Source organism: Niabella sp. ZPM-14 (assembly GCF_055693045.2).
This window is the reverse complement of the sequence record NZ_CM181148.1, coordinates 1,508,654-1,532,139: the sequence shown is the minus strand read 5'-3', so window position 1 is coordinate 1,532,139 and position 23,486 is coordinate 1,508,654. Positions and strand designations below refer to the sequence as shown.

At 48.0% G+C, this 23,486-nt stretch carries 12 protein-coding genes; 9 read left to right on the top strand and 3 right to left on the bottom strand.

Annotated features, from left to right (window positions below):
- Positions 1–30 precede the first annotated feature (30 nt).
- A complete protein-coding gene (locus ACU37H_RS06515) occupies positions 31–2,604 on the bottom strand; it encodes a metallophosphoesterase family protein (RefSeq protein WP_472702339.1) in 2,574 nt (857 codons plus the stop codon).
- Between the two features lie 591 nt (positions 2,605–3,195).
- On the opposite strand from ACU37H_RS06515, the gene ACU37H_RS06510 reads away from it, so the two are divergent.
- Entirely contained in the window at positions 3,196–4,692 is a 1,497-nt protein-coding gene (locus ACU37H_RS06510) for an APC family permease (protein ID WP_472702340.1), read from the top strand.
- Positions 4,693–4,716: 24 nt separating this feature from the next.
- Here the strand turns inward: ACU37H_RS06510 and ACU37H_RS06505 are convergent, their stop codons facing one another.
- Positions 4,717–5,607 (bottom strand): DUF3472 domain-containing protein, encoded by an 891-nt coding sequence (locus tag ACU37H_RS06505; RefSeq protein WP_472702341.1) that lies wholly within the window; start codon positions 5,605–5,607, stop codon positions 4,717–4,719.
- Between the two features lie 283 nt (positions 5,608–5,890).
- Here ACU37H_RS06505 and ACU37H_RS06500 point away from each other — a divergent pair, with 283 nt between their 5' ends.
- Complete coding sequence (locus tag ACU37H_RS06500) at positions 5,891–6,412, top strand: helix-turn-helix domain-containing protein (RefSeq protein WP_472702342.1); 522 nt, start codon at positions 5,891–5,893, stop codon at positions 6,410–6,412.
- A 239-nt stretch (positions 6,413–6,651) separates the two neighbouring features.
- Positions 6,652–10,185: a chromosome segregation protein SMC gene (gene smc / locus ACU37H_RS06495; RefSeq protein WP_472702343.1), complete on the top strand. Its 3,534-nt coding sequence runs from the start codon at positions 6,652–6,654 to the stop codon at positions 10,183–10,185.
- A gap of 383 nt (positions 10,186–10,568) precedes the next feature.
- On the opposite strand, the gene ACU37H_RS06490 is transcribed toward smc, so the two are convergent.
- Positions 10,569–11,267: a porin family protein gene (locus tag ACU37H_RS06490; protein ID WP_472702344.1), complete on the bottom strand. Its 699-nt coding sequence runs from the start codon at positions 11,265–11,267 to the stop codon at positions 10,569–10,571.
- Positions 11,268–11,808: 541 nt separating this feature from the next.
- Here ACU37H_RS06490 and ACU37H_RS06485 point away from each other — a divergent pair.
- From ACU37H_RS06485 to ACU37H_RS06460, 6 genes are all read left to right on the top strand, one after another.
- Complete coding sequence (locus tag ACU37H_RS06485; RefSeq protein ID WP_472702345.1) at positions 11,809–14,304, top strand: Ig-like domain-containing protein; 2,496 nt, start codon at positions 11,809–11,811, stop codon at positions 14,302–14,304.
- A gap of 435 nt (positions 14,305–14,739) precedes the next feature.
- Positions 14,740–16,797, top strand: coding sequence for a DUF4347 domain-containing protein (locus ACU37H_RS06480; protein ID WP_472702346.1), 2,058 nt, complete (start codon positions 14,740–14,742; stop codon positions 16,795–16,797).
- A gap of 431 nt (positions 16,798–17,228) precedes the next feature.
- The gene (locus tag ACU37H_RS06475) at positions 17,229–19,247 is read left to right on the top strand and encodes a hypothetical protein (RefSeq protein ID WP_472702347.1); all 2,019 of its coding nucleotides are present in this window, start codon (positions 17,229–17,231) and stop codon (positions 19,245–19,247) included.
- A gap of 267 nt (positions 19,248–19,514) precedes the next feature.
- On the top strand, positions 19,515–19,880 hold the full coding sequence (locus ACU37H_RS06470) for a DUF4347 domain-containing protein (RefSeq protein WP_472702348.1): 366 nt from the start codon (positions 19,515–19,517) through the stop codon (positions 19,878–19,880).
- Positions 19,849–21,018 (top strand): hypothetical protein, encoded by a 1,170-nt coding sequence (locus tag ACU37H_RS06465; protein WP_472702349.1) that lies wholly within the window; start codon positions 19,849–19,851, stop codon positions 21,016–21,018. Before ACU37H_RS06470 ends, ACU37H_RS06465 begins: the two co-directional genes overlap by 32 nt.
- Before the next feature lie 392 nt (positions 21,019–21,410).
- Complete coding sequence (locus ACU37H_RS06460; RefSeq protein ID WP_472702350.1) at positions 21,411–23,099, top strand: BspA family leucine-rich repeat surface protein; 1,689 nt, start codon at positions 21,411–21,413, stop codon at positions 23,097–23,099.
- The last annotated feature ends 387 nt before the right edge of the window (positions 23,100–23,486 follow it).

The window sequence follows — 23,486 nt, the reverse complement described above, 5'->3', positions numbered from 1 at the left end:
TAATTTTTTAGATGAATAGTTGGTTTCCGGCTAAGGCAGCACGGGTCTTCCCGATTCGGCGGGAGGTGTTGTGAGTGGCACTTCGTACACCATGTTGGGGCCTTTCAGTTCGTGCTTTAGTTTCCAGCTGCTGCCATCTGCGGTAAAAGTGATCATGCCGATATTGGCGCCCCAGCCAATGCGTCGTGTTTTGCCTTCTTTGAACATTTTCTGATGCCGCTGGACTACCTGGAAGTACCCTTCCTTGGTGGCGTTGGCATCTGCAATGTTGATCTCTGCGGTCACCGGGTCGTTCTCGATGGGGCGTTCATCTTTCAGCACTTTCAGCCGCCAGCGCCATTCCGGATCGGGGCTGACGGTGGCGCCGGGCGTCCAGCCTTCGAGCGGAATAGTGCCAATGCCGCCGAAAGCGCCATACAGGCGATGCCTGTTCCTCGATGTAACGCTGCCGTTGTGGGTTACCGTTTTCAGCTCCCATCCGAACTTGGAAATGCTCTCGCCGATGTTCGTAAAAATGCGTTGGATCATCGCGCTCTTCAGGATCGTGACGTTAGACATCCACTCATTCTTCAGGGAACTGGCCGTTAGCTGTATCAGGCGGCTGGTGGGCACGCTGGCGTCTTCCTTCCAGTAATCCATAACAAGCGTGGCACCATAGTGCACATCGCCCGACAGGAGGATCACTTTTTTATACGTATTTAATTTAGCGATCAATCTTTCAAAGCTTTCTGTGTTGAAGCCCCAGGCTTCATAATCAAAGCCGAGGCGGCCGCCGATGATGCCCGGATTGTTTTCATCATGTTCCGTTAGCGCTATCACTGCCGTGGCGGATGGCTGTATCAGTTCTTCAAAATTGGGGAAGCCCAGCACGGGACAGGGCGAAACAACGAAAATGAAGTCAGGATTATCGGTAAGCGTTTGCGGCGTTTGTACTGGCAGGCTTTCTTCTGAGATGAGTTCCGGTACACTATTCAAGCTGTCATAAGCCCGCTGGGTGCGCGTGTCCAGCACCAACGCTTCTACGGCACCGAGCTTTACTTTATAATGCCAGTTGACGGTAGTGGGTGCGCCGCTCATGCCCAGCATCGTTTCGACCTTGTCGGTCACGTCGGCCCGGACCGTTGCCAGGTTCCGGTTTTCCGCATGGCGATAAGCGAATTCATTGGTGTACATTAATAATTGAGCCTTTTTACCAGCACTGGAGATCTGGCTGAAACTCAGGCTGGTGGCCTGTTTGTAGTCGTCGGGCGTGTTGCCCCAATCCTGGAATACGCTATAGGCCATCATGGCGTTTCGAATGATATCTCTTCCAAAAGGTTTGGAGAATACCTGGTTGTTCCAGCGTTTCGTGATCAGCCAGTCGTCTGTTACTTCGTGATCGTCCATGATCATGTAGGTTGCCACATTGGCCAGTATCCGGCTCACGTTGGGCAGCTTGTTCATGAAGGCCGACATATTAATGATCTCATCCACCAGGCCGGCTTTGGTGTCGCTGAGCCATGATTTGAATTTGTCATCGTTGTTGTCGCGAAACTGTGCTTTAGTGATCGTTTTGTCACTAAAAATATAAGCATCCGTTGTCCTGATATTTTGCAGGTCCCTGATCAGGTTCACGAGGTTGACATCGGCATCCACAGCGGCGCTGTCAACAAACCGGGTAATGGCTTCCTGGATCTTCGTGTTGAACTCTGGTTTGGAAGCCTCCGGTATAGATTTAATGAGGCTGTGCAATTCGCGGTTCCAGGACCTGATGTTCCAGTACGTTAGGTAGGTCGCAGAAAATTCTTCGAATGTCAAAAGGTGATTGGCCGCGGCCGAGCTGGTGAAGCCTGCATACTGGTTGACCAGCCGCTGCCGGAAAGTAGGGGGATAGGCGGTGATATCTGCTTCCAGATCTTCCTCGTTTCCCGTTCCCCTGATCTTCATTTTTTCATTGGCCGTTGCAGACCAGATACCGACGCCGTCCAGGCTACACATATAGCGGAGCAACATAGCGGGCACTTCATCTGCATAGATCTGGTCGCCCGTCAGAAACAGCGCCTGTGGCCGTTTTGCGGCGGTTTTCCAATTGTCGTCTTTCTTCAACTGTTCGTCCAGCAAAGCCAGAGCGTCGGGTCCATAGCCATGCATTTTGCGACAGGATCCATGTACAATGTTCAGTTGATCGGGTGTGTTTCCCGGCAATGCAAACGAGGGCAAAGTGTCTGTGGCGTAGCCAAGGGCCAGTTGTTTCCTGCCTTCAGCAGTATCGCCATCTTTCAGGAATTGATCAGACAACAGGTCTTCGTCCTGCGGATGATCGGCGTTATTGAAGATGATATTGTAGCTGTACACCTTGGTCGGATCAAATCCCGGACTTGGTATTTCGGCTGTGACGACCGTGATCCACAAATTGTTTCCAAACTGCAGACAATGCGTCTCGCCTGTTGCCACCGGAGTGAGGCTGGTATTGAACAATCGCCCGGAGCCGGAATGCTTGATGCCACTGCCTTCCCAGACCTTTAAGATGACATGATGATTCTCGGTAAACGCCAGCCAGATGGAAACCTTATTGGTTTCCAGCCTCCGGACGATTGGACCGCAGATGATTTTTTGGAGTGCCATAAGAAAGTCAGGTTTGTAGAACTTTAAGAATGATTGCAGATCGCAGGATTGTAATAGGGCGTTGTTGATTTGCACACAGATCCGGGAGATGTTGTTGCGAAAGGCGAGTTGTGTTTGTATGGCATAGTGTTGAGTTTAAAGAAGTGGAAATATGTCTTTCGATGTAGCTCTAGAAAGTAAAAGTACAATCCTGTATAACTGCGCGAACTTTTACCCCATCGCTATTTTAGGCGATGTGACGAAATTTGTTTTTAAACACGTTGTCACGACGATGCTTGGGAACGCAGAAAAATAGGGCGCCGCCGACCGTTGGATCAATGGCCAGTGATGAAATTTTTAATGCCACAGATACACTAATTGCTACTAAGCATCATTTGCGCAGTCACTGGATTGATTGCATCCTGTATGGGGTCTGACCGTCACTGTTTGAACAAATACGGTGCATTCTTAAATGAATCAAAGAAAGATGCTGCGTGCATTTATTGTGCCGTGGTGGATTGGCAGCTTGATGCCATAATTTATGCGTTCGCCCTGACGCGATGGACATTTCGCAATTAATACCTATCTTGTCGTCTTCATTAAAACAATACTATGTCTGCCGAAAAATTTAAACAATCCCTCAGTCTTTTCGATGGTACCATGATCGTTGCCGGCTCCATGATCGGGTCGGGTATTTTTATTGTTAGTGCAGATATGACCCGGAATGTCGGGAGCGCCGGCTGGCTGATTGCTTTGTGGATCATTACGGGTCTGATGACGGTCTTTGCAGCCGTTACTTATGGCGAATTGTCGGCTATGTTTCCCAAGGCCGGTGGGCAGTACGTTTACCTGAAAGAAGCTTATAATCCGTTTACCGGCTTTTTATATGGCTGGAGTTTTTTCTCTGTTATTCAAACAGGAACGATAGCCGCTGTGGGCGTGGCTTTCAGTAAGTTTGCCGGTTACTTTATACCGGCGCTGACGATGGCCGAAGAGAACATTATTTTTCAGCTGGGCGATTGGTTCAAGCTCTATCCCGCACAGCTTCTTTCTATTGCATTGATCATCTTTCTTACCTATGTGAATACCCGTGGCGTTAAAGAAGGAAAATTGATACAGTCCATCTTCACGGTAGCGAAATTGTTTTCTTTGTTTGCGCTGATCGTATTTGGATTATTGCTGGCTGCCAAGGCAGATATCTGGGACGGCAACTGGGCCACAGGTTTTGATCTTAAGTTCACCACGCCTGTCACTGATGAAGCGGGTAATTCCGGGTGGTCTGCCTTCACGGGCGCGGGTACGATGATGGTGGCCATCGGACTGATCAGTTCGGCCATGGTAGGTTCGGTATTCAGCAGCGTGGCCTGGGAAAACGTAACCTTTATTGCGGGTGAGATCAAGAATCCCAAAAGGAATGTTGGGCTTAGTTTGTTTCTGGGAACGTTGATCGTTACTACTGTGTATGTACTGACCAATGTCATGTATGTGGCCGTGTTGCCGCTGTTTCCGCCCGAGTCGGCAGGCTCGGTAGCTTTCGCCGCACAGGGGTCTCCCAATATTGCGTTTCCGCTGGAAGACCGCGTGGCTACTGCTGCAGCGTCTAATATTTTCGGCGGCTATGGCACCGCCATCATTGCGGTAATGATCATGGTGTCCACCTTTGGTTGTAACAACGGATTGGTGCTTACGGGTGCGCGTGTTTTCTACACCATGGCGCAGGACAAATTATTCCTTCCCCAGGCGGCTTCGCTTAACAAAAACTCGGTACCGCAATGGGCTTTGTGGGCGCAATGTATCTGGGCCAGCGGTTTGTGCCTGAGCGGCAAATATGGCGTGCTGCTCGATTACGTCGTCTTTATTACGTTGGTGTTTTATATCCTGACCATCGTCGGCGTATTCAGGTTGCGCAAAAGCCGCCCCGACGCTGAAAGGCCTTATAAAGCCTTCGGCTATCCGCTGGTTCCGGTTCTATATATTCTGATGGCCGGTACGATGGCTGTAGGTCTGTTGTATGCCAAACCTACCACTTCGCTGGCGGGGCTGGCCATTGTATTGATCGGCATTCCCATCTATTATATTGCCATGCGGAAAAAGAAAGTACAAGCCTGATCTTTTAGGGCTACAGAAGAATAGCTATTTACTTTTATTGCTGAGATGGTTAGGCGCCGGTGACGCCCAGTGCCCCAGATTATGCTGTACGCTGAAGCTGGACGCTTCGCTGTAAACAGACACGTCACTGTTGACGGATTTAAATCCATTGCTGCCGGTTACAGGCTTCCCTGAGTTATGCCAGCTGGTAAATCTGGTGGGATGCACCTTTCCACCATTTGCAGTGATATTCGTTGCAGCCATGGCCGAGTGCTGAAATTCGGCGGGGTCGGTATATTTTTTATGACCATTTAAAGAGCGCCACCAGTGCAGGTCTTCGCCAAACATGGAAGTGTGTGGCCCCCATGTTACCGCCGGTTTGCTATTAATAACGGACGGTACTCGCTGCTCTCCGACAAATTTTTTAACTCCTGTCTTTTGATCGGTTACCCACAACCCCCACCATTTGCCCGAAGAGTCGCTGCCACTGGGCCCTTGCTTCAATTCAAAGTGATAAGGGTGGCCGGTAGCCCAGTCATAACGATACATGATCTGGAAACCCCCGCTCTCTTCATTGCCTGAGTTTAACAGGCCATCTGTTTTTCCTGCGTTGGAGCCCCAAATGGAAAAATTGATCACTTTGCCTACAAAATTATTTTTAAATATGCCATTAGATTGAAAGCCCGCATACCCTCCGCCGACTTGAGGCGAAGCGTTCAGGAGTGAAAAATTGTAAGCATAGTAATGAAGCAATCCTTCTTTCGCCAGTGAAGCGGGGGGATCTGCGACAGGCACAAATGTCCATTCCAGGCTGGTGTATTCTTTATCCGCAGGAAAATACCAATCGGAGTAGGTGCCCCCGGGGCTGTAGTGCACCGGTTGCGGCTTTTGGACGGTGTCATTCTGAGAATGCGCATTTCCGGTGAAAAGACTCAAACAACATACTGTTGTCAATAAAAGCATCGTTTTCTTCATCATTGATATGTTAGTGGTGATCATTGATCAAATGTCGTTAAAACATTTGAAAGCCGTTTGGCTCCGTTGCCGCGTCTGGCCGTCCCAGTCCGACGCATATTTCATCACAGATTGAATAACTTTACGAACGATCTTCGTGTTATAACGATGGTTGAAGATAAGATCCAACGATCGCACAAGCGTTTAAAGGTGATAAAGTATGAATACCTTGTTTATTAAGAATATGGTGTGTAACCGCTGTATCATGGTAGTTCGGAATGAGCTGGAGAAGCTGGGCTACCACGTGCAGCAGATCAAGCTGGGCGAAGCCATCGTCGATCATGAGCTGATTCCTGAGGAAAGAAAAGCTTTAGATAGCGCCCTGAAGCAGCTCGGGTTTGAACTGATCGATGACAAGAAAAGCCGGATGATCGAAAAGATAAAGAACGTCATTATCGATCTTGTGCATTACCAGGATGCCGATACACAGGCCAATCTTTCTGAAGTGCTGAGCCATCAGTTACATCATGACTACAATTACTTATCCAGTCTCTTTTCCGAAGTAGAGGGCATTACGATCGAAAAATATTTTATCGCCCAGAAGATCGAAAAGGTGAAGGAATTGCTGGTATATGATGAATTATCGTTAAGTGAAATCGCCTTTCGCCTGAATTATTCCAGCGTCGCTTACTTGAGCAATCAGTTTAAGAAAGTGACAGGCTTAACGCCCAGTCATTTCAAACAAATCAGGGAGGATAAACGAAAGCCGCTCGATGAGGTGAAATAAGGCACTTTCTTGCTTTGATGCCTGACACTCCGCATCTTATAAATAATATTTCTATTCTTTCTGGCCATTGGGTCGGCGGTAAAACGGATCAGGCGCTCTGAAAAATAGCGCATCATTTGATTTTTCGCATCCATCCCGACGAATTTTTCCACACCATTTTGTCAAAATCTGTGCATAAAAGGCGGTGTCCGCAACCGTTTCATGGTCTATATTCGCCGTTGCAATAAAAGTTTTTTAGTGTGAGATTAAAAAGTTTAGAAATAAAAGGTTTTAAAAGCTTCGCTGATAAAACCGTGGTGAATTTTGACGACAATGTAACGGGTATTGTCGGGCCTAACGGCTGTGGAAAGTCCAATATTGTGGACAGTATCCGTTGGGTAATCGGGGAGCAGAAGATCAGTGCGTTACGAAGCGAAAATCTCGATAGCCTGGTATTCAACGGGTCCAAGACCCGCTCTGCCAGCGGCCTTGCGGAAGTGAGCCTTACGTTTGAAAACACGAAGAACCTCTTACCTACAGAATTTAATACCGTCCGCATTACGCGGAAATTCTATAAGAGCGGGGAGAGCGAGTATCGCCTGAACGATGTGCAGTGCCGCTTACGGGACATTCAAAACCTGTTCATGGACACAGGTATCAGCACAGATTCCTACGCGATTATCGCGCTGGATATGGTGGACGACCTGATCCGCGACAAGGACAACAGCCGTCGCAAAATGCTGGAACAGGCGGCCGGTATCTCTATTTATAAAACGAGAAAAAAAGAAGCCAAGCAAAAGCTGGATGCGACGGAGCTGGATCTGAACCGGATCGAGGATCTGTTGTTCGAGATCAACAACCAGCTCAAAGCCCTGGAAAATCAGGCAAAAAAAGCAGAGAAATATCATGAGATCAAGCGAGACTACCGCGAGATCAGTATCGAACTGGCCAAGGCCGCATTGGAAGGATTCAACCTGACCTACAAGGATCTGACGGAAAAGCAGGAAGCGGAAACGGACAAGGTTGCTCAACTGGAGGCCGAAGTAGCCACCGGCGAAGCAGCATTGGAAGAAGAAAAAGTAGTGTTTGTTGAGAAGGAGCGGGCGTTGCAAAGTATGCAGCACGCCTTCAACGAATTACAGCAGAAAGTGCGCACCAAAGAAGGGGATAAAAACCTGGCGGTGCAGCGATTACAATATTTGAAGGAAAAAGGAACAGGTTTGCAGGAGTTCCTGGACAAATCCGGTGCGCAACTCAAAGGCATTGAAGAAAGCATCGCCTTTACGCAACTGCAGGTGGAAGAGGAGGAAAAGGCTTTTGAAGGTCTTACCGAGCAGCTGGAAAACCTGAAGGTAGAAGCGGATGAAAAGCGCGGTATCCTGGATTCCAGGCGCAACGCGCTGGAAGAGATGCGCGCTGAAGCACAGCAGGTGCAGCGCAGCCAGTTTGAGGCAGAGAAGAAAGTAGCGGTAGCCGATACATCGATCCAGAACCTTCAGCGAACCATTCAACAGATCGAGCAGGAATCGGAGCAGCGCGCAGCCACCTTTGAAAATCTGGATAAGGAAAGACAAGAAAAGGAACAGGTGCTGGCAGAGCACAAGCAGTCACTGGAGCAATTGCTGGCGCACAACGAACACACGAAGGAACAGATCTTCCAGACACAAGAGATCCTGGATGGTCTGCGAAACAAAATGGCGGAAGAAAGCCGCAAGCTGGATGCTAAAAAGAATGAGCATGATCTTTTGAAGAGCATGATTGATTCGATGGAAGGATACCCGGACAGCGTTAAATTCCTGCACAATAATAAAAACTGGGACTACAGTGCGCCCATCCTTTCGGACATCATCTATGTAAAAGAAGAGTATCGCACCGCTTTGGAAAATGTGCTGGAACCGTATCTGAATTACTACGTCATCAATAGCCTGCAACAAGGGCTGGAGGCGGTTCACCTGCTGAGCGAACATAAAAAAGGAAAGGCTAATTTCTTTTTATTAGATAAAGTAGGCGATGCAGTGGCGGCGGTGTCTGATCATACGTTGGAAAACGCGACACCGGCCTTAAGCGTGGTGGAAGTAGATGAAAAATACAGCAACCTTGCCAAACACTTGCTGGGCAACGTTTTCATCGCTGAAGGTGAAGAAGCGTTAAACAATGCCAATGGCTTTACGGTGATTGAAAAGACCGGGCGCTATGTAAAAGGCAAACATACGCTGACCGGGGGAAGTGTGGGGCTGATCGAAGGGAAAAAAATAGGCCGGGCCAAGAACCTGGAGAAATTACAGAAAGATATTGCCGCCCAGGATGCAGTGGTACAGGGACTTCGCGCGCAGATCCAGGCAAGGCACAACGAGGTGATCGCCTTCAATGAAGACCTGAGGGAAAATGCGATCAAGCAGACGGAAAAGGAAATACAGGAATTATCCAACCAGGTATTTTCTTTACAGAATAAATTAGAAAACATCCAGGGGCAACAAAGTACCGCCCGTAACCGGATGGAAGACCTGAACGAGCAGTTGCAACAAACACAATCTTCCGTAGCAGGCGTTCGCCAGGAGCTGCAACAGTTCAACGAGGTGTTGCAACAGAATGCGAACAGGCTGAACGAAGCAGATGAAATGTTCCGCGCCGCACAAAGCGCGCATGAAGAGTCCTTGGGCTTCTTCAATGAATTCAATCTGAATGTGACCCGCCAGCAAAGCAAGGTGAATGCCTTGAAGCAAGAGCTTACCTTCAAGCACAACCAACTGGAAACTTTGCAGAAGCAGGTCGAGCAAAGCACTGAGCAGTTATCCAGCACCAGCGAGGATATCGATCAGAACCAGAAGGCGTTGGTGACTGTAGAAGAAGAATTGCACAACTTAATGCATGCGCAGGAGGAAGATAAGAAGGTGCTGGACGAAGCGGATCAGGCCTATTATAATCTCCGCAATCAGTTGAGCGAGAAAGAAAGCGTGATACGCCACAAAGTGAAAGAGAAAGAACAGGCCGATCATTTGCTGGCTGCCATAAAAGACAAGCTCAATGAATTAAAATTGCAACTGGCAGGTACCAAAGAACGCCTGAACGTAGAGTTTAAAATTCAGCTGGAAGATATCCTCGACGAAGAACGCACTTCAGAAACGGCAGTGGAAGAGCTACAGGAAAAGGCAGACCGCCTTAAGAAGCGCCTGGAAAACCTGGGCGAGGTGAACCCCACCGCTATTGAAGCATTTACCGAAATGAAGAAGCGATATGAATTTATCGTGGAGCAAAAGAACGACCTCGTGAACGCGAAAGAAAGCCTGTTGAAAACGATCGAAGAGGTGGAATCTACCGCGAACCAGAAGTTCTTAGATACCTTCAACCAGGTGCGTGAGAACTTCCAGAAAGTATTTAAGTCCTTGTTCACAGAAGATGACCAGTGCGACCTGGTACTGGAAAATCCCGAAAACCTGGCAGAAACAGGCATCGATGTTATGGCAAGGCCTAAAGGGAAAAGGCCTACTTCTTTGACGCAGCTAAGCGGTGGAGAAAGAACCTTAACCGCAACCGCGTTGCTGTTCGCCATCTACCTGATCAAACCGGCGCCGTTCTGTATCCTCGATGAGGTAGATGCGCCACTGGATGATGCCAATGTGGGTAAATTTACCAACATGATCCGCGAATTCAGTAATAACTCGCAGTTCATTATCGTTACGCACAATAAAACCACGATGAGCACGGTGGACGTGATCTACGGTGTGACCATGCAGGAACCGGGAGTGAGTAAACTGGTAAGCGTAGACTTCCGTAGCCTGGCCGCTGCCGGATAAAGTAGTAAACAATAAGAAAGTGAAAGAGCCGCACGTAAATACGTTGCGGCTTTTGTTTGGTTGCGTGGAGGATCATTATTGCGCTTGCAACATGTCCTCTTTTAAGAAGGAGCTGAATATGCCGCTCCGTTTGAGTAAGTAGATCCATCAAATTCATAGCGTCCGGTTGCCTCTTCACGGCCTCCGGATTTTTGTAGCTATCAGTGTATCACATTGCAGGAATGGGGTGTTCATATCCGGTGTTTGTAATATGAGACGGGCTGTCGGAAAGAAACGCAACAGGATAAAAAATAATATTTACTGACTTGTTTATAAAAGGAAAGGCTGTCTTCCGTGTGAACAGAAGACAGCCTTTCGGGTTTTCAAGGGATAAATATGTTTGATTAATCGTTGTGCATACCTTTCATTTTTCCTTTCCATCTTTTCATCGCATCGCCGGTGATCGTAAAGCCCATGCTCAAGCCGATATTCCTGTTAGTGAAGCTTGACATTTCTATACCCGAGTATTCATTTTCCACCAAACCGTGATAATAGTTGATATCGTGATTGATCGTGAACCCATCCGCTACGCGCACGCTGAAGCCAATGGAAGCGTTTGCCCCGGCGTCTACTTTAGTGCTCATGGCGCGGGTAGTTTTTGCGCCTGAAAAATAATTTTCTTCGTCGATGATATAAGTTTTACCACCTACGAGGAAACCAACAGAGCCTCCGATGCCCAGACGCGGCCGCACTTTATTCGACGGGTCTCCGAAAGTGAACATCGCTCCCAGCGGAACACGGATGTAGTTCATGCGTTGTTCCAGTTTTGCATCTCCGGATTCCTCTTCGTTGGCCGCTTTAAATCTCACACCTTCGGAACTGAAAAATGTTCCCAATCCGATACCAACATTATCACTAAAATTATACATCGCAGTACGGCCAACGGCCACAGTCGGGTGGAAAGCATATTTCATTTCATCATTGCGGTTGCCCACCGTCCAGCTATGCCCGATCATTACTTTGTCGCTGATCGCCCATCCCTGCGCCTGGCCGGCCAGCGTGATGCCTAGTAACAGTGCTGTTAAATTGAAAACTTTTTTCATACAATAAGGTTTAAGGGGTTTGTGAACAAACAAGCAAAACCGTGCCAAAGCCCACGGTTTTCTTCTTCATTTTTTATTGTGGCGGGCTATAAAAAAGTACATGAATAACGGATATCACGTTTGCTGCTTTTCATTAAGACCTGGCTTTATCATTTAGTTGCAGTCAATGAAGCCCTCTAAATCGGTTGGCAAAAGGCATCCCATTGCTCTGCAAGATCCCGATGAAACCTCTACCTTTTAAAAGTTGAAATTCGGTTCGCGCGATCGAATAATAAAAAACTTGTATATTTGCATTTCTAACCGATTTACGGCGCAATAAACCGAACGAAACAGCCACCAATCTGATGCTTACCTTATAAAATCAAAATTATTCCGCATCAGGTTTACAGGCAAATTGTTATTGATCACTTTTCATCAGACGATATCTCCCGTTTCAATCAGCGCACGCTTTTCATGCGGATCCAATCGGTCATACGGATAGCCAAAGGTGCCTGCACGGCCGCCTCTCTTTATCCATCTTCTAACCCCCAAAAATCAAGTTATGAAGCCCCTAACTACTGTCAACTTATTTCTGTTTTCTTTTTTTTTAATGTGGACACAGGTACTATCTGCTCAGGACTATGACAGTGCTGTCTACATAGATCCTTCGGTAAAAGCGGTGCCCCAAACCGCATCAGACAACCAGGGTTTTCAATTCATTTCTCATGGTCGCCCCGGCGAATTATGGATTCAGGGCGAATGGAAAAATGCGGCACAGATCGCTGCGTTTCTCAAACAGGATCTTCAACTATGTCTTGCTGAATACGGGCAGCTTAATATCTACGGTTGTGAGTTTGCCAAAGGCGAAGCCGGACAAAAAGCAGTTGCTTATCTCGGTCATGTATTGGACGTTTCCATAGCTGCATCAGACGATATCACCGGTAAAGACGGTGACTGGGAGCTGGAGATCGGAACGCCTCTGTCCATTAAAGGATTGGAAACTTATGCTTACAATTTACAACGCATCGAAAAATGCTGCGGGCAGCCGGAAGGCACAGGATCTGAAGCCAGAAATGAAGGGGTTTCAGCGTCGTGGCCGGGCCCCACTTCTGCAACCTTCACCGTCGACAATTTGAGCAATACCAGCGCAGAAGCAATTACCGCGGGCACCTTTACCGTTTCGGGAAGCTATGCAGGGGAGGTCATCATTCAGAGAGACCGGAGGTGGTTAAAAAGAGGAAGTACCAGCGGCCTGGTGAATGTCACTTTCAGTCCAGCTGTTCCCGCCAATGAAATATTCATGGCGATCACCGACCTCGACAACCGCCCCGACAATACCAAACGCGTTACCGGATCTGTCAGGGCCTGGGATGAGAACGGCGATCTGGCCACCACAGAGCTTGAAATGGTTGCCATCACTAGCATCCAGCAGAAACAGGCCAGATCTTATAACAACTCCAATGGCGCGGTGAACTGGGGACACGTGCCTGTTTCCGGAAATGGCGCCGCCGATAAGTACGTCGCGATTATGGGCACCTCCGACGTATTGATCAGCCGCGTGCGGATGCACGTAAATCATGTCAGCGATGATTTAGGAATGTTCCTGGCAGCTGTCAACCCTTGTCCTGACAGATCTTCAGATCGAGATGGGGACGGTCTTTCAGATTACCTCGAGTGCAAAATGTCGCTGGATCCGGATATGAATGTCACCCGCGTAAATACGGCCGTAAGCGGAAATGTTGCGTTCAATGATGACCTCGCCGCAGCCGCTTCTTATGGCACACCCGAGGCTGCGCCCGGATTCACAAATCCTTCTTCGGACCTGCCCGAAATGAATGCTGACGGCACTTACTCCTTTACGCCTTCCGCCGCAGGGGTATATCACTTTTTAGTACCCGTTTGTCCTGATGGCGTAACGACCGACTGCCCGGCTTCTTTACTGATCATAACAGTTGAAGCTGTCAACTCTAACGATCCCTCGGCATCAGTCAATGACCCGGTTGCCAATACAGATATAGCCACGATAAAAGCCGGCAACACCGTAACATTGGCCTCCCTGAGCAATGACACCCAGGGCGCGGGCGCGCCGATGTTGGATGCATCTTCTGTCACTATTGTCAACCCGCCCGCCCATGGCAGCACCGTGACAGAAGAAAACGGTGATATCCGCTATACGCCTGAAGCCGGATTTTCCGGGATAGATACCTTAAGATATAGCGTATGTAATACAGCATCTCCGGCAGCATGTGCAGAAGCCTACCAGATCATCACGGTCATCCCCTCCACAGCTGACAATACCACTTCCGCGACCGATGATTATGGACATACAAATCTGAACACAGAATTACGGGGACACGTGTTGATGAACGACGTTGATGCGGAGGGTCACAGCCAAACGGTTAGTTTTCTCAACAGTACGGCGGGCCATACGGTGACGGCCTCCGCCGGAACTCTTACTTATGAGACTGAGACCGGCAACTATAATTTTATGCCGGAAAAAGACGTGTCGGGCCCTGCCAGTTTTCCTTACAACGTTTGCGACGATGCAACGCCGCAAGCCTGCGATGAAGCTACGTTGTACGTGATGGTATACCCTAAACGTACCGTCCTCTCTGCAAGTTTTACCAGTCTTTCAGCCCGGATAAAAAATAATCAGCTTCATGTCCGCTGGATCACCTTAAAAGAGGAAATGGTGTCGCATTTTGATGTGGAAGTGTCCCGCGATGGAAGGGCCTTTCAGCAGATCGGCAGCCTTAAGTCCAAAGCGTTTAAAGGGCACTCACATGACGGCATTGCCTACGAATTTATAACTCCGTTAAGCGGGCTTTCTATCATGGGGATCTCCGCGCTGTTGTTCGGCATCGGTGGAATGTGCCGCAGAAGAAAATGGGTGGCAGTGACGTTGGGCGTGTTAAGCATTGCAGGCGTTTTATATGGCTGCGTCCGCTACGAACGAACCTCGTTAGATAAGCATACAAAGATGTACCTGCGCATCAAGGAAGTCGACCAACATGGACATGAGTCGTATTCGTCAGTAGTGAAAGCGTCTGTCTTCTAAATAGGGCAATAGCGGAGCACAATGAGGCGTTGTCTAGACAATACTTTGAGGAAGGGGTGACAAAAGAAGCAAGCGGAAACCTGTCAAAGGGGATCTGCTGCGGCTCCCATTCCGGCGCGGATCTTATCAGAAAAGTAAGGGAAACGTATCTGTCATATTAAAAAAAATCTTATATTTGTGGCTCTCTAACCGATACGTAGCACTATGAACCCAATGAAAACAAACACCGATTTAATGCTGAATCAAAAATGAGGGTACTACGGTATCAGTTACAATATGGACCGTTGTAATAACCTGCATTTTTTGCATCCGACAACATCCTTCTGTTTTTGCAGCGTATTTGTGTCACGCTGCCGCCTCCTGTCGCAGGGATAGGCGGAATGATATGCTGCAAGAGTACATCCAGGATCCGATCTTCTAACCAAAAATGAAAATATGAAGCCTTCCAGCATTAGTAAAATAATCTTTCTTGTCCTTTGTCTTATTACTATGCAGTCACTGGCTGCGCAGCAGCATGGTAGTAACGCTTACATAGATCCATCTGTGAAGGGTGAATTCAAAAACGCCTGCCGTCATCAGGGGTTTCAGCTGATTACCCACGGTCGTCCCGGGGAGTTATGGATCGAAGGCGAATGGAAAGATGCGGCAAAGATTGCCGCTTTTTTGAACCGTAGCGCTCAACAGCAGATCTCTGCACTCCGCCACCTGAATATTTATGGATGCGCGTTCGCGAAAGGTGAAGTGGGAAAAAATGCGGTTGCCTATTTAAAGAAAGTATTAAGGATAACGATTGCTGCGTCAGACGACATCACGGGTAAAGACGGAGATTGGGATCTGGAAGTCGGAACGCCGGTCACCGTAGAAGGCATGGAAGCCTACGCCTATAATTTGCAGTGCCCGGTGCCTTCTGCTTCCGACCCCGATACAGATGGAGACAATGTACCGGACAGCAGGGATGTAGACGATGATAATGATGGCATTTCAGATGCGCAGGAAGGAGGCTGTGGTGCTGCGCCGGGCACAGCCTTTACCAGCCTCGAACAGGCACGTGCGACCGTTAAGCAGCCGGGCGTGTATTACTTTAACTTGTCTGGAAACGAATTCAGAAGCTATGTAGATGAAAACGGATATGTGCTGGTGCTTTTCGATTTCGGAAACGGCTCCGGTAATCTGCCCGCCTCCGCCTTATTAAGTCTGGGTGGCCAAAGGGGTAAATTGAATGCTGAAACGCTGGCCAGCCTGGGCAACATTGAGCAGATAAGAATATCTTCCAACTCTGCCAGCGCCGGTGGCGTTGACGCCACTTCCGTCAACGCGACGCTTATTTCAAAATTAAAAGACAATATACCATTACGCAGGGCAACTGCCGACGATGCGTTCAATGATGACTGGGTCGGGCAAGGGGCCATTTTTTTGCAGGCGAATTCCCGCTTTACTTCCACTTTCGGGACAACGCTGGATGCGGTCGTTATACATATTTCAGGTAATACCGGTTCTTTCACCTGGGCTCCTGCTCGTGATCATCAAAGAATACAGTGGCGAAGCGGGGAGATACCCAATGAGGATTACCTGGCATTGTGGGTAAGAGGTGATGCATCGGGATCGGTATGTACCCCCACCGACACAGATGGCGACGGCGTTGCAGATTACTTAGATCTCGACAGCGACAACGATGGTATTCCGGACGCGATCGAGGCTTGCGGCAACACTTCGATATCCTTAACGAATTGCCGTGTTACCTACACCGCAGGTAGTGATAGGGATGAGGATGGAGATGGATGCCTGGATGGACGAGTAGTTCAAAGCTGTGCGTTGGCCCCAATCAACACAGATGGCACCGACGCGCCGGATTACCGGGACCTGAACAGTGATAACGATCCTTGTCCCGATGGGCAGGAAGCGGGGGTCAACTCAGGGGTCAATACCACTGAGTTCACGGTTGACGACGATGGTACCGGAACCGGCCTAACGGCGACGGGCTGTCATGTTCCCCCGGACGATCTCTGGAGAAGCAGCTCAGATAAATGTGGAGCCTCTCTGCCAATTGCATTTGGTGAGTTGCATGGGCACATCAAGCACAATAAGTTGCACATGCACTGGCAAAGCCTGAAAGAAAAAAACGTTGCTTATTTTGAAATTCAGGCATCCCGCGACGGGCGAAACTTTCATCGTGTGGCTACCACGAAAACGAAAGCGAAAGACGGAGATTCGGAGATACCCATACATTATACAGAAATGATTGCTTTAAGCGATTGGCATTTCATGGGTGTGTCGTTGTTGTTGATAAGCATCGGGTTCATGCGTAGCCGCCGGAAATGCCTTGCAGCAATGCTGTTACTATGCGGGTCTGTCTTTGTGCTGTATAGCAGCTGTTCACCGGATCGGGCATCTTTACAGGCAGAAGACTGGAAATTATACATACGGATCAAACAGGTGGATACGGATAACAAGGCCAGCTATTCTAAAGTAATCACAGTGGTAAAACGGTTCTAACAACGCCAGGCAGGGGGCAAAATAATCTGAATGACTCTATTAGACCGTAGGTCAGACACTGACACAATGATACAACAAAGCAGACTTGCGGCAGAGGCCCATCCTGTCTAAGTCGAACACACTCATCTGGATTCATTTTTCAAATGATTAAGGTGCAAAGCCACTGCTGCTTTGCGCCTTTTTATGTATGCTGAACTTCCTTTCATGATGATTCAACGGCGCATTACCTGCATCGGGAACCAAAATATCGCTTCTCCAAAATAGCCGGAAAAGTTTCCTACCCTTCGATTTTTCCGCTCATCTAAAAAATATGACTGTTCATCGATATATATACCATATTCATCGAATATATATAATAATTACAAAATTTCTATTATACTTTCGCGCCCACCATAGAAATAATCCTTTAATCCATTCGAAACGTACTTTACATGAGATCAAAATTCCAGTATTTACTATTAGTCGCACTTGTAATCAATAGCTTATTAGCCAGTGCACAGACGAAGCGTTATGTGAAGCCCACGGCTTCCGGATCCGGCAATGGCTCCTCCTGGGCTAATGCTTCCGGCAGCATACAGGCCATGATCAACGCTTCTGCTTCCGGCGATTCCGTATTTGTAATGAAAGGAACCTATACGAATACGACCACCAATTCCTTTATCGCCATGAAAGATGGAGTTAAGATATACGGTAGCTTCCAGGGTACTGAAAGTTCCCTGAGTCAGCGGGTGATCGGTACTACGGCTGCAGACAGCAGCGTGATCAATGGTAATGGCCGCGTAACGGTCGATAACCCCGTTTTAAGCGCTGCATCCGTATTAGACGGCTTTTATGTGACCAATAATGGCACGGATAATAATATTGATAACTTCGATAACGTTGATGCGGTCTTTGCTAACCTTATTATAGCAAATGGCGGGGGAGGGCATGGCTCCGGTATGTATAATAATGGCGGAAGTAGTCCCGTTTTAAGTAACGTTATCTTCAGAAAAAATGCCGCTACCGGCGATGGCGGCGGGATGTATAATCTGAACAGTTCCAATGCTGTTTTAACTAATGTTATTTTTGAAAATAATTCCTCTACACAACTGGGTGGAGGTATGTATAATCAATCCTCTACGCCGGTGTTGACCAATGTTATTTTTAGGAACAATACTGCTAATGAGGGAGGTGGTGTTTACAATAGCAGAGCTGATGCCATTTTTAACACGGTAACCTTCGAAGGAAACACGGCCCGGCGGGGTGGTGGCTTATACAGCTATCAGACTCCGGCGGCTACTTTGAACGACGTGAAGTTTGTGGGCAATACAGCCAATGGTACCACTTTCGGATATGGAGGAGGAGGAGCAATGATCCACTCTTCGAACCCTGTGTTCAACCGGGTGCTGATCAGCGGGAACAGTGCCACCGGATCAGTCGGCGGTGGAATTTCCAACAGAGATAATGCCAGTCCTACTTTAAACAATGTGCTGATCAGCGGAAATTACAGTGCTACGAACGGGGGCGGTATCTTTACTACTACCGCTAACACAAACAGTCCAACGTTTACGAATATCACCGTCGCCGGAAATTACGCGGCAACATCCGGCGGTGGCATCTATAACCTCAGTAATCTGCGGCCGACGCAGATCCGGAACAGTATTATTTATGGAAATGCTACGGCTTCAGGCCCTTCTTCCATCACTAATTCCGGCAGTACACCCGCGATCACCTATTCTATCGTACGCGGTAGCGGAGGCAGTGCTAACTGGAACACGGCATATGGTACCAACGGCGGCAACAACCTGGACGCAGATCCGATGTTCGCCAATTCCCAGCCTGCAGGCGCAGGCAGCCCAACTACAGGAGGCAACTACAGGTTGCAGAATGCTGCCAGCCCGGCTAATGACGCCGGATCGGGTACCTATGCCAACAATTACGGCGCACTGGACCTGGACCGTAACCAGCGTGTTCAGAATGGTGTTGTAAACCTGGGTGCTTATGAATCCTTCAGCACAGCGCTGCCCGTCAATTTTGGCAATATCTCCGCCGGTATTTCCAACGGCATTTTGACCGTAAACTGGGAGACTTTAAAGGAAACCAACGTGTCCCATTTTGAGATAGAAGTTTCTGCAGACGGTAAGCATTTCAAAACAGTCGGGCAGGTACTTACAAAAGCGAGTGAAGGTAATTCCGACACGCCCGTTCAATACAGTCAGTCGATCTCTTTAAGCGGTATGGCCGTGATGGGCGTCTCTTTGTTCTTCTTAAGCTTTGGTATGATGTTCCGCCGGAACAGATGGATGGGCACAGTGTTGCTGCTCGTGGGCATTAGTGTGGCGATGGTGGCTTGTAATAAAAAGGACAGCGCCTTTTCCTCCGGATCGGAAAAAGTGTATGTAAGAGTGAAGCAGGTCGATAAAGATGGCTCAGTCAGTTATTCCAAAATTGTTACGGCCGTGATCAGATAAAACAAGAGTTGTATCATTTAGTTAGCGCGGGTTATCGAACAGGTAACCCGCGCTTTTTTTAAACATACGGCTGTCGTTTATCTAACAGAAGTGGCATTTTATCTAAAAAATATAGGTATTTATCGATTTTTCTGATAATGAGCAGGATATTTTTGTTTTTTTGCGTAAAACTGGCAGACCCAGTGCCTTGCGGAACCCTCCCGAGCGTCAACGTCGCTAGGAATACCGTTTAGATGGGTTCGGACCATCTGTTATAATACGAAAACTATGAAGCGATCTCTCACTACCACGATATTTTCGGCAATATTTTCACTGCTGTCTTACAGCGCTCTCGCGGCAAGCCCGGGCTCATACCGACACGTCGATGCGTCCGTTAAGGGCTCGTTTGATGTCCTTTCCGGTGTGCCCGGCTTCCATTTGATCACGCACGGCCGGCCGGGTGAATTACTGATTGACGGGGAATGGAAGAATGCCGGCCAGATTGCCAGCTTTATCAATACTGATCTTAAGAATCCCGCTTATCCCTTCAGCCGTCTTAATATTTATGGATGTGAGTTTGCCAAAGGCCCGGAAGGAAGGAAAGCCGTGAGCTATCTTTCAAATGGCCACGGGGCTTACCATCGCTGCTTCTGATGACATTACCGGGAAAGACGGTGATTGGGATCTGGAAGTCGGTGATTTTATATCTGTTGATCAATTAAAGGGGTATGACGGCAACCTGCAGTGTGCGGCCAGTGACAACACCGAGATTATCAGCCAAAGCACGATGAGCTTTTCAAGCAGTACTTACCTGCACACCGTAGCAGATCCTATCAGCACCCCCATTCAAGGACTTAATTTCACCACCGCAAAAGTAGGCAACAGCACCGGGGGCATTTATTGGCCTACTTCCGGTAGCCTGACCATTTACAGCAGTGGCAGTAATGCTACCGGAGGTACGATCACTTTTAACAAACCTCTGGGGAAATTCTATTTATATCTCGGAAATCTTCTTTATTCTCCCGGAGGCAGCGCCGCTGAAAGCGAAGAAGTCGTAATTACAGCGTACGACTCCAACAACGTTCCGGTAAGATACACAAGCTTTACGCCCGATGCGGGCACCTACGCCACCGCTACACGGGTGACGAACTCGGGTACCAATAACGCCACTACCAAGATCGATGGAACGGGCAACGGTACGGGCAATTCAGGAACCGCCAGGGTGACCTTCTACTTCGAATCTTATATTTCCAGGATCACCATCACTGCCCGCAATACCGTTTCAGGTGAAGACGCTTCCGGCTTTCTTTTGTTCAGAGGCGGGTGTGCACAGAGTACCGCCCTGCCCGTGGTCTTTAAAGATGTTAATGCTTTGACCCAAAACGGGATGCTGAAGGTAAGCTGGACTACTGCCACCGAGAGGGCCAGTGACCGATTTGAAATAGAAGCTTCTGCCGACGGCAAACAGTTCAGAACTATTGACCAGGTTGGAACAAAAGCTAAAGGTGGTGACTCAGACACGGCCCTTCAATATACTCATTCGATCTCTTTGAGCGGTATGGCGATCATGGGCGCGTCTTTATTTTTCCTCAGCTTCGGCATGATGTTCCGCAGAAACAAATGGTTAGGCACGTTGTTGCTGGTCATTGGAATGAGTGTGGTCTTCGTAGCTTGTAGCAAAGAAGACAGTGAACTTTCTTCGGCATCCGGAAAAGTGTATGTGAGAGTGAAGCAGGTGGACAAAGACGGCGCAGTCAATTATTCCAAAGTAGTAACGGTCGTTGTCAATTAAAAGCTATGGGCGCTATTCGATTAAACAACGCGGACTATCGAGCAGTTTCTTACCGCCTCCTGAGAGGTCTAGCGCCCGGATCATTTTTATTATATCTTCATAAATGCAGCATTGATGTTTGTTCAACTAAATTCTCAAGGATCTCTTCGTTTCGGTAGCAGGCATTTCCATCGTATAAAAAACAAGCTTCACCGAATCGTTGGAAGAACTCATCGAAACAAATAAAAATGTGTTTTATAATTTTTTATCTTTCTTTCATAATCAGATAAATTACGCAAGTTTCATTTCAATTTCCCTTTAAATCATAATATGAGAAGCAAACCATTTTTTGGTGAATTGAAACAAAAACAGCGAAAATTCTGTCTGCGTAATACCGTCTAAAATCCAAAAATATGTTCAGTAAAAACACACTAATCGTACCTTTTATTCTTTTACTTTTTGGGCTAACTGCTCAGGGGCAAAATTTTATCACCAAATGGGCACTTCCTGCGGGAACTACCACGGCCGATAACGCACTTAGTTTCGAGATTCAGACTTCCGGCACAGTCAGTTATACCTGGTCGAGAACCGGCACCCCCGGAAGCGGTTCAGGTACACTTTCCAGTCCCACTGGCCTGACGGTTCAATCAATTCCTGTTACCCTAAATCCTGGTGATGTATTGACCGTGGAGATGAGTCCTGCCAACCTGAGGCGTTTTTCGACTAACTCCAGTGACAACAACAAGCTGATAGATATCAGCCAGTGGGGCGCTGTTCCCTGGTCAAGCATGAGTGCCTTGTGTTATAACGCGGTTAATCTGACCAATATAACGGCGACTGATGTCCCCAATTTGAGTGGCGTGGGACAGATGGTCCTGATGTTCAACGGTTGTTCAAAGCTGAATGGCCCGGCTAATATCAACTCCTGGGATGTAAGTACTGTATATGACATGTATGGCGCCTTCTCTGGCGCGACCGTCTTTAACCAGAATATCAGCAACTGGAACACAGCTAATGTTACCAGGATGGAGAATATGTTTTATCACGCTGCTGCTTTTAACCAGGATATCAGTGGTTGGAATACCGGTAACGTAACCAATATGCTAGGTACTTTTAACGGTGCCACGTCTTTTAACCAGAATATCGGCGGGTGGAACACAGCGAAAGTAACCACAATGCGAGCCACCTTTTACCAGGCTTCATCCTTCAATCAGAATATCGGTGGATGGAATACAGGAGCGGTTACCAACATGCGGGCTATGTTTGGCCAGGCGACCTCCTTTAACCAGGATATTGGTAGTTGGAATACAGGGGCGGTGACAGATATGAGCCTTATGTTCAGCAGTGCCTCTGCATTTGATCAGAACCTGGGCAACTGGAATATTTCATCGGTTAACAGTACGGCAACCGCAAGCATGGCAAATATGCTGGACAACAGCGGACTGAGCTGTACCAATTACAGCAGAACGCTGATGGGCTGGGAAAATGGCAACAGTGGTGCAGCTGTTCCTCAAAACGTTACATTGGGTGCCGTAGGTCGTAAGTACTCGCCCGAACCACAGGTGGTCGCCGCGCGTGCAGCGCTTGATAATGATAACGGCTGGACTATCAACGGCGACGAGGAAAACGCTTCTTCCTGTAACACCTCATTGTCGGCGGTATTTGATCATGTAGCAGCGAGAGTGCAGGGAGGTAGTTTGATCGTTAACTGGCCTACCGCGAAAGAGGAAGCTTGTGATCATTTCGAAATAGAGGTATCCAAAGATGGAAAGCAATGGAGCAAGGCCGGAGCTTCTATCAGCAGTAAAGCGCCAGGCGGTAACTCGGATGTAATGATCCAGTACCAGGAAACCATGCCCTTGAGCGGTATGGCGATGATGGGCGCCTCTTTGTTCTTATTAAGCATGGGCATGATGTTCCGCAAAAACAAATGGCTGGGAAGCCTGTTGATCCTGGTGAGCGTAAGTGCTTTGTTATATAGCTGCTCCAAAAGTGATGAGCGCATGTCCTTACAAGAGGAAGACATGTATGTACGCATCAAGCAGGTGGATAAAGACGGTGCGTCGAGCTATTCTTCGGTGATTAAAGCTGTTGTGAAATAAATAGATTTGCTTAAAAGCAATAAGTGCAGGGCATCATTCAGATGCCCTGTTTTTTTTAGCGCTCTTTGTCCAGCTACATTCATTTTTGAAAACCAACACCAAAACAGTCCCGGTTGTATTTTCTCTTGCATACAACAAAGCCCTGCTGGCTCTTATAACGCTGCAATACCATGATGCGGGGAGGCTTCATTTCCTGTAAAATGCGTCCTTCAGGTTACTGCTGTAATGTCAGATACACAACATAGTGGCGTTCGATCCTTTGTCCTATTCCTACCGGATGGTCAGGGTTAGTTAATCGACAAAAAATACGATTTTATCGAAAAAACGGGCCGTTTTATCGAATTTACTGATAAAATAAGTCCCTCCTGATTCATTTTTGCACGAAAT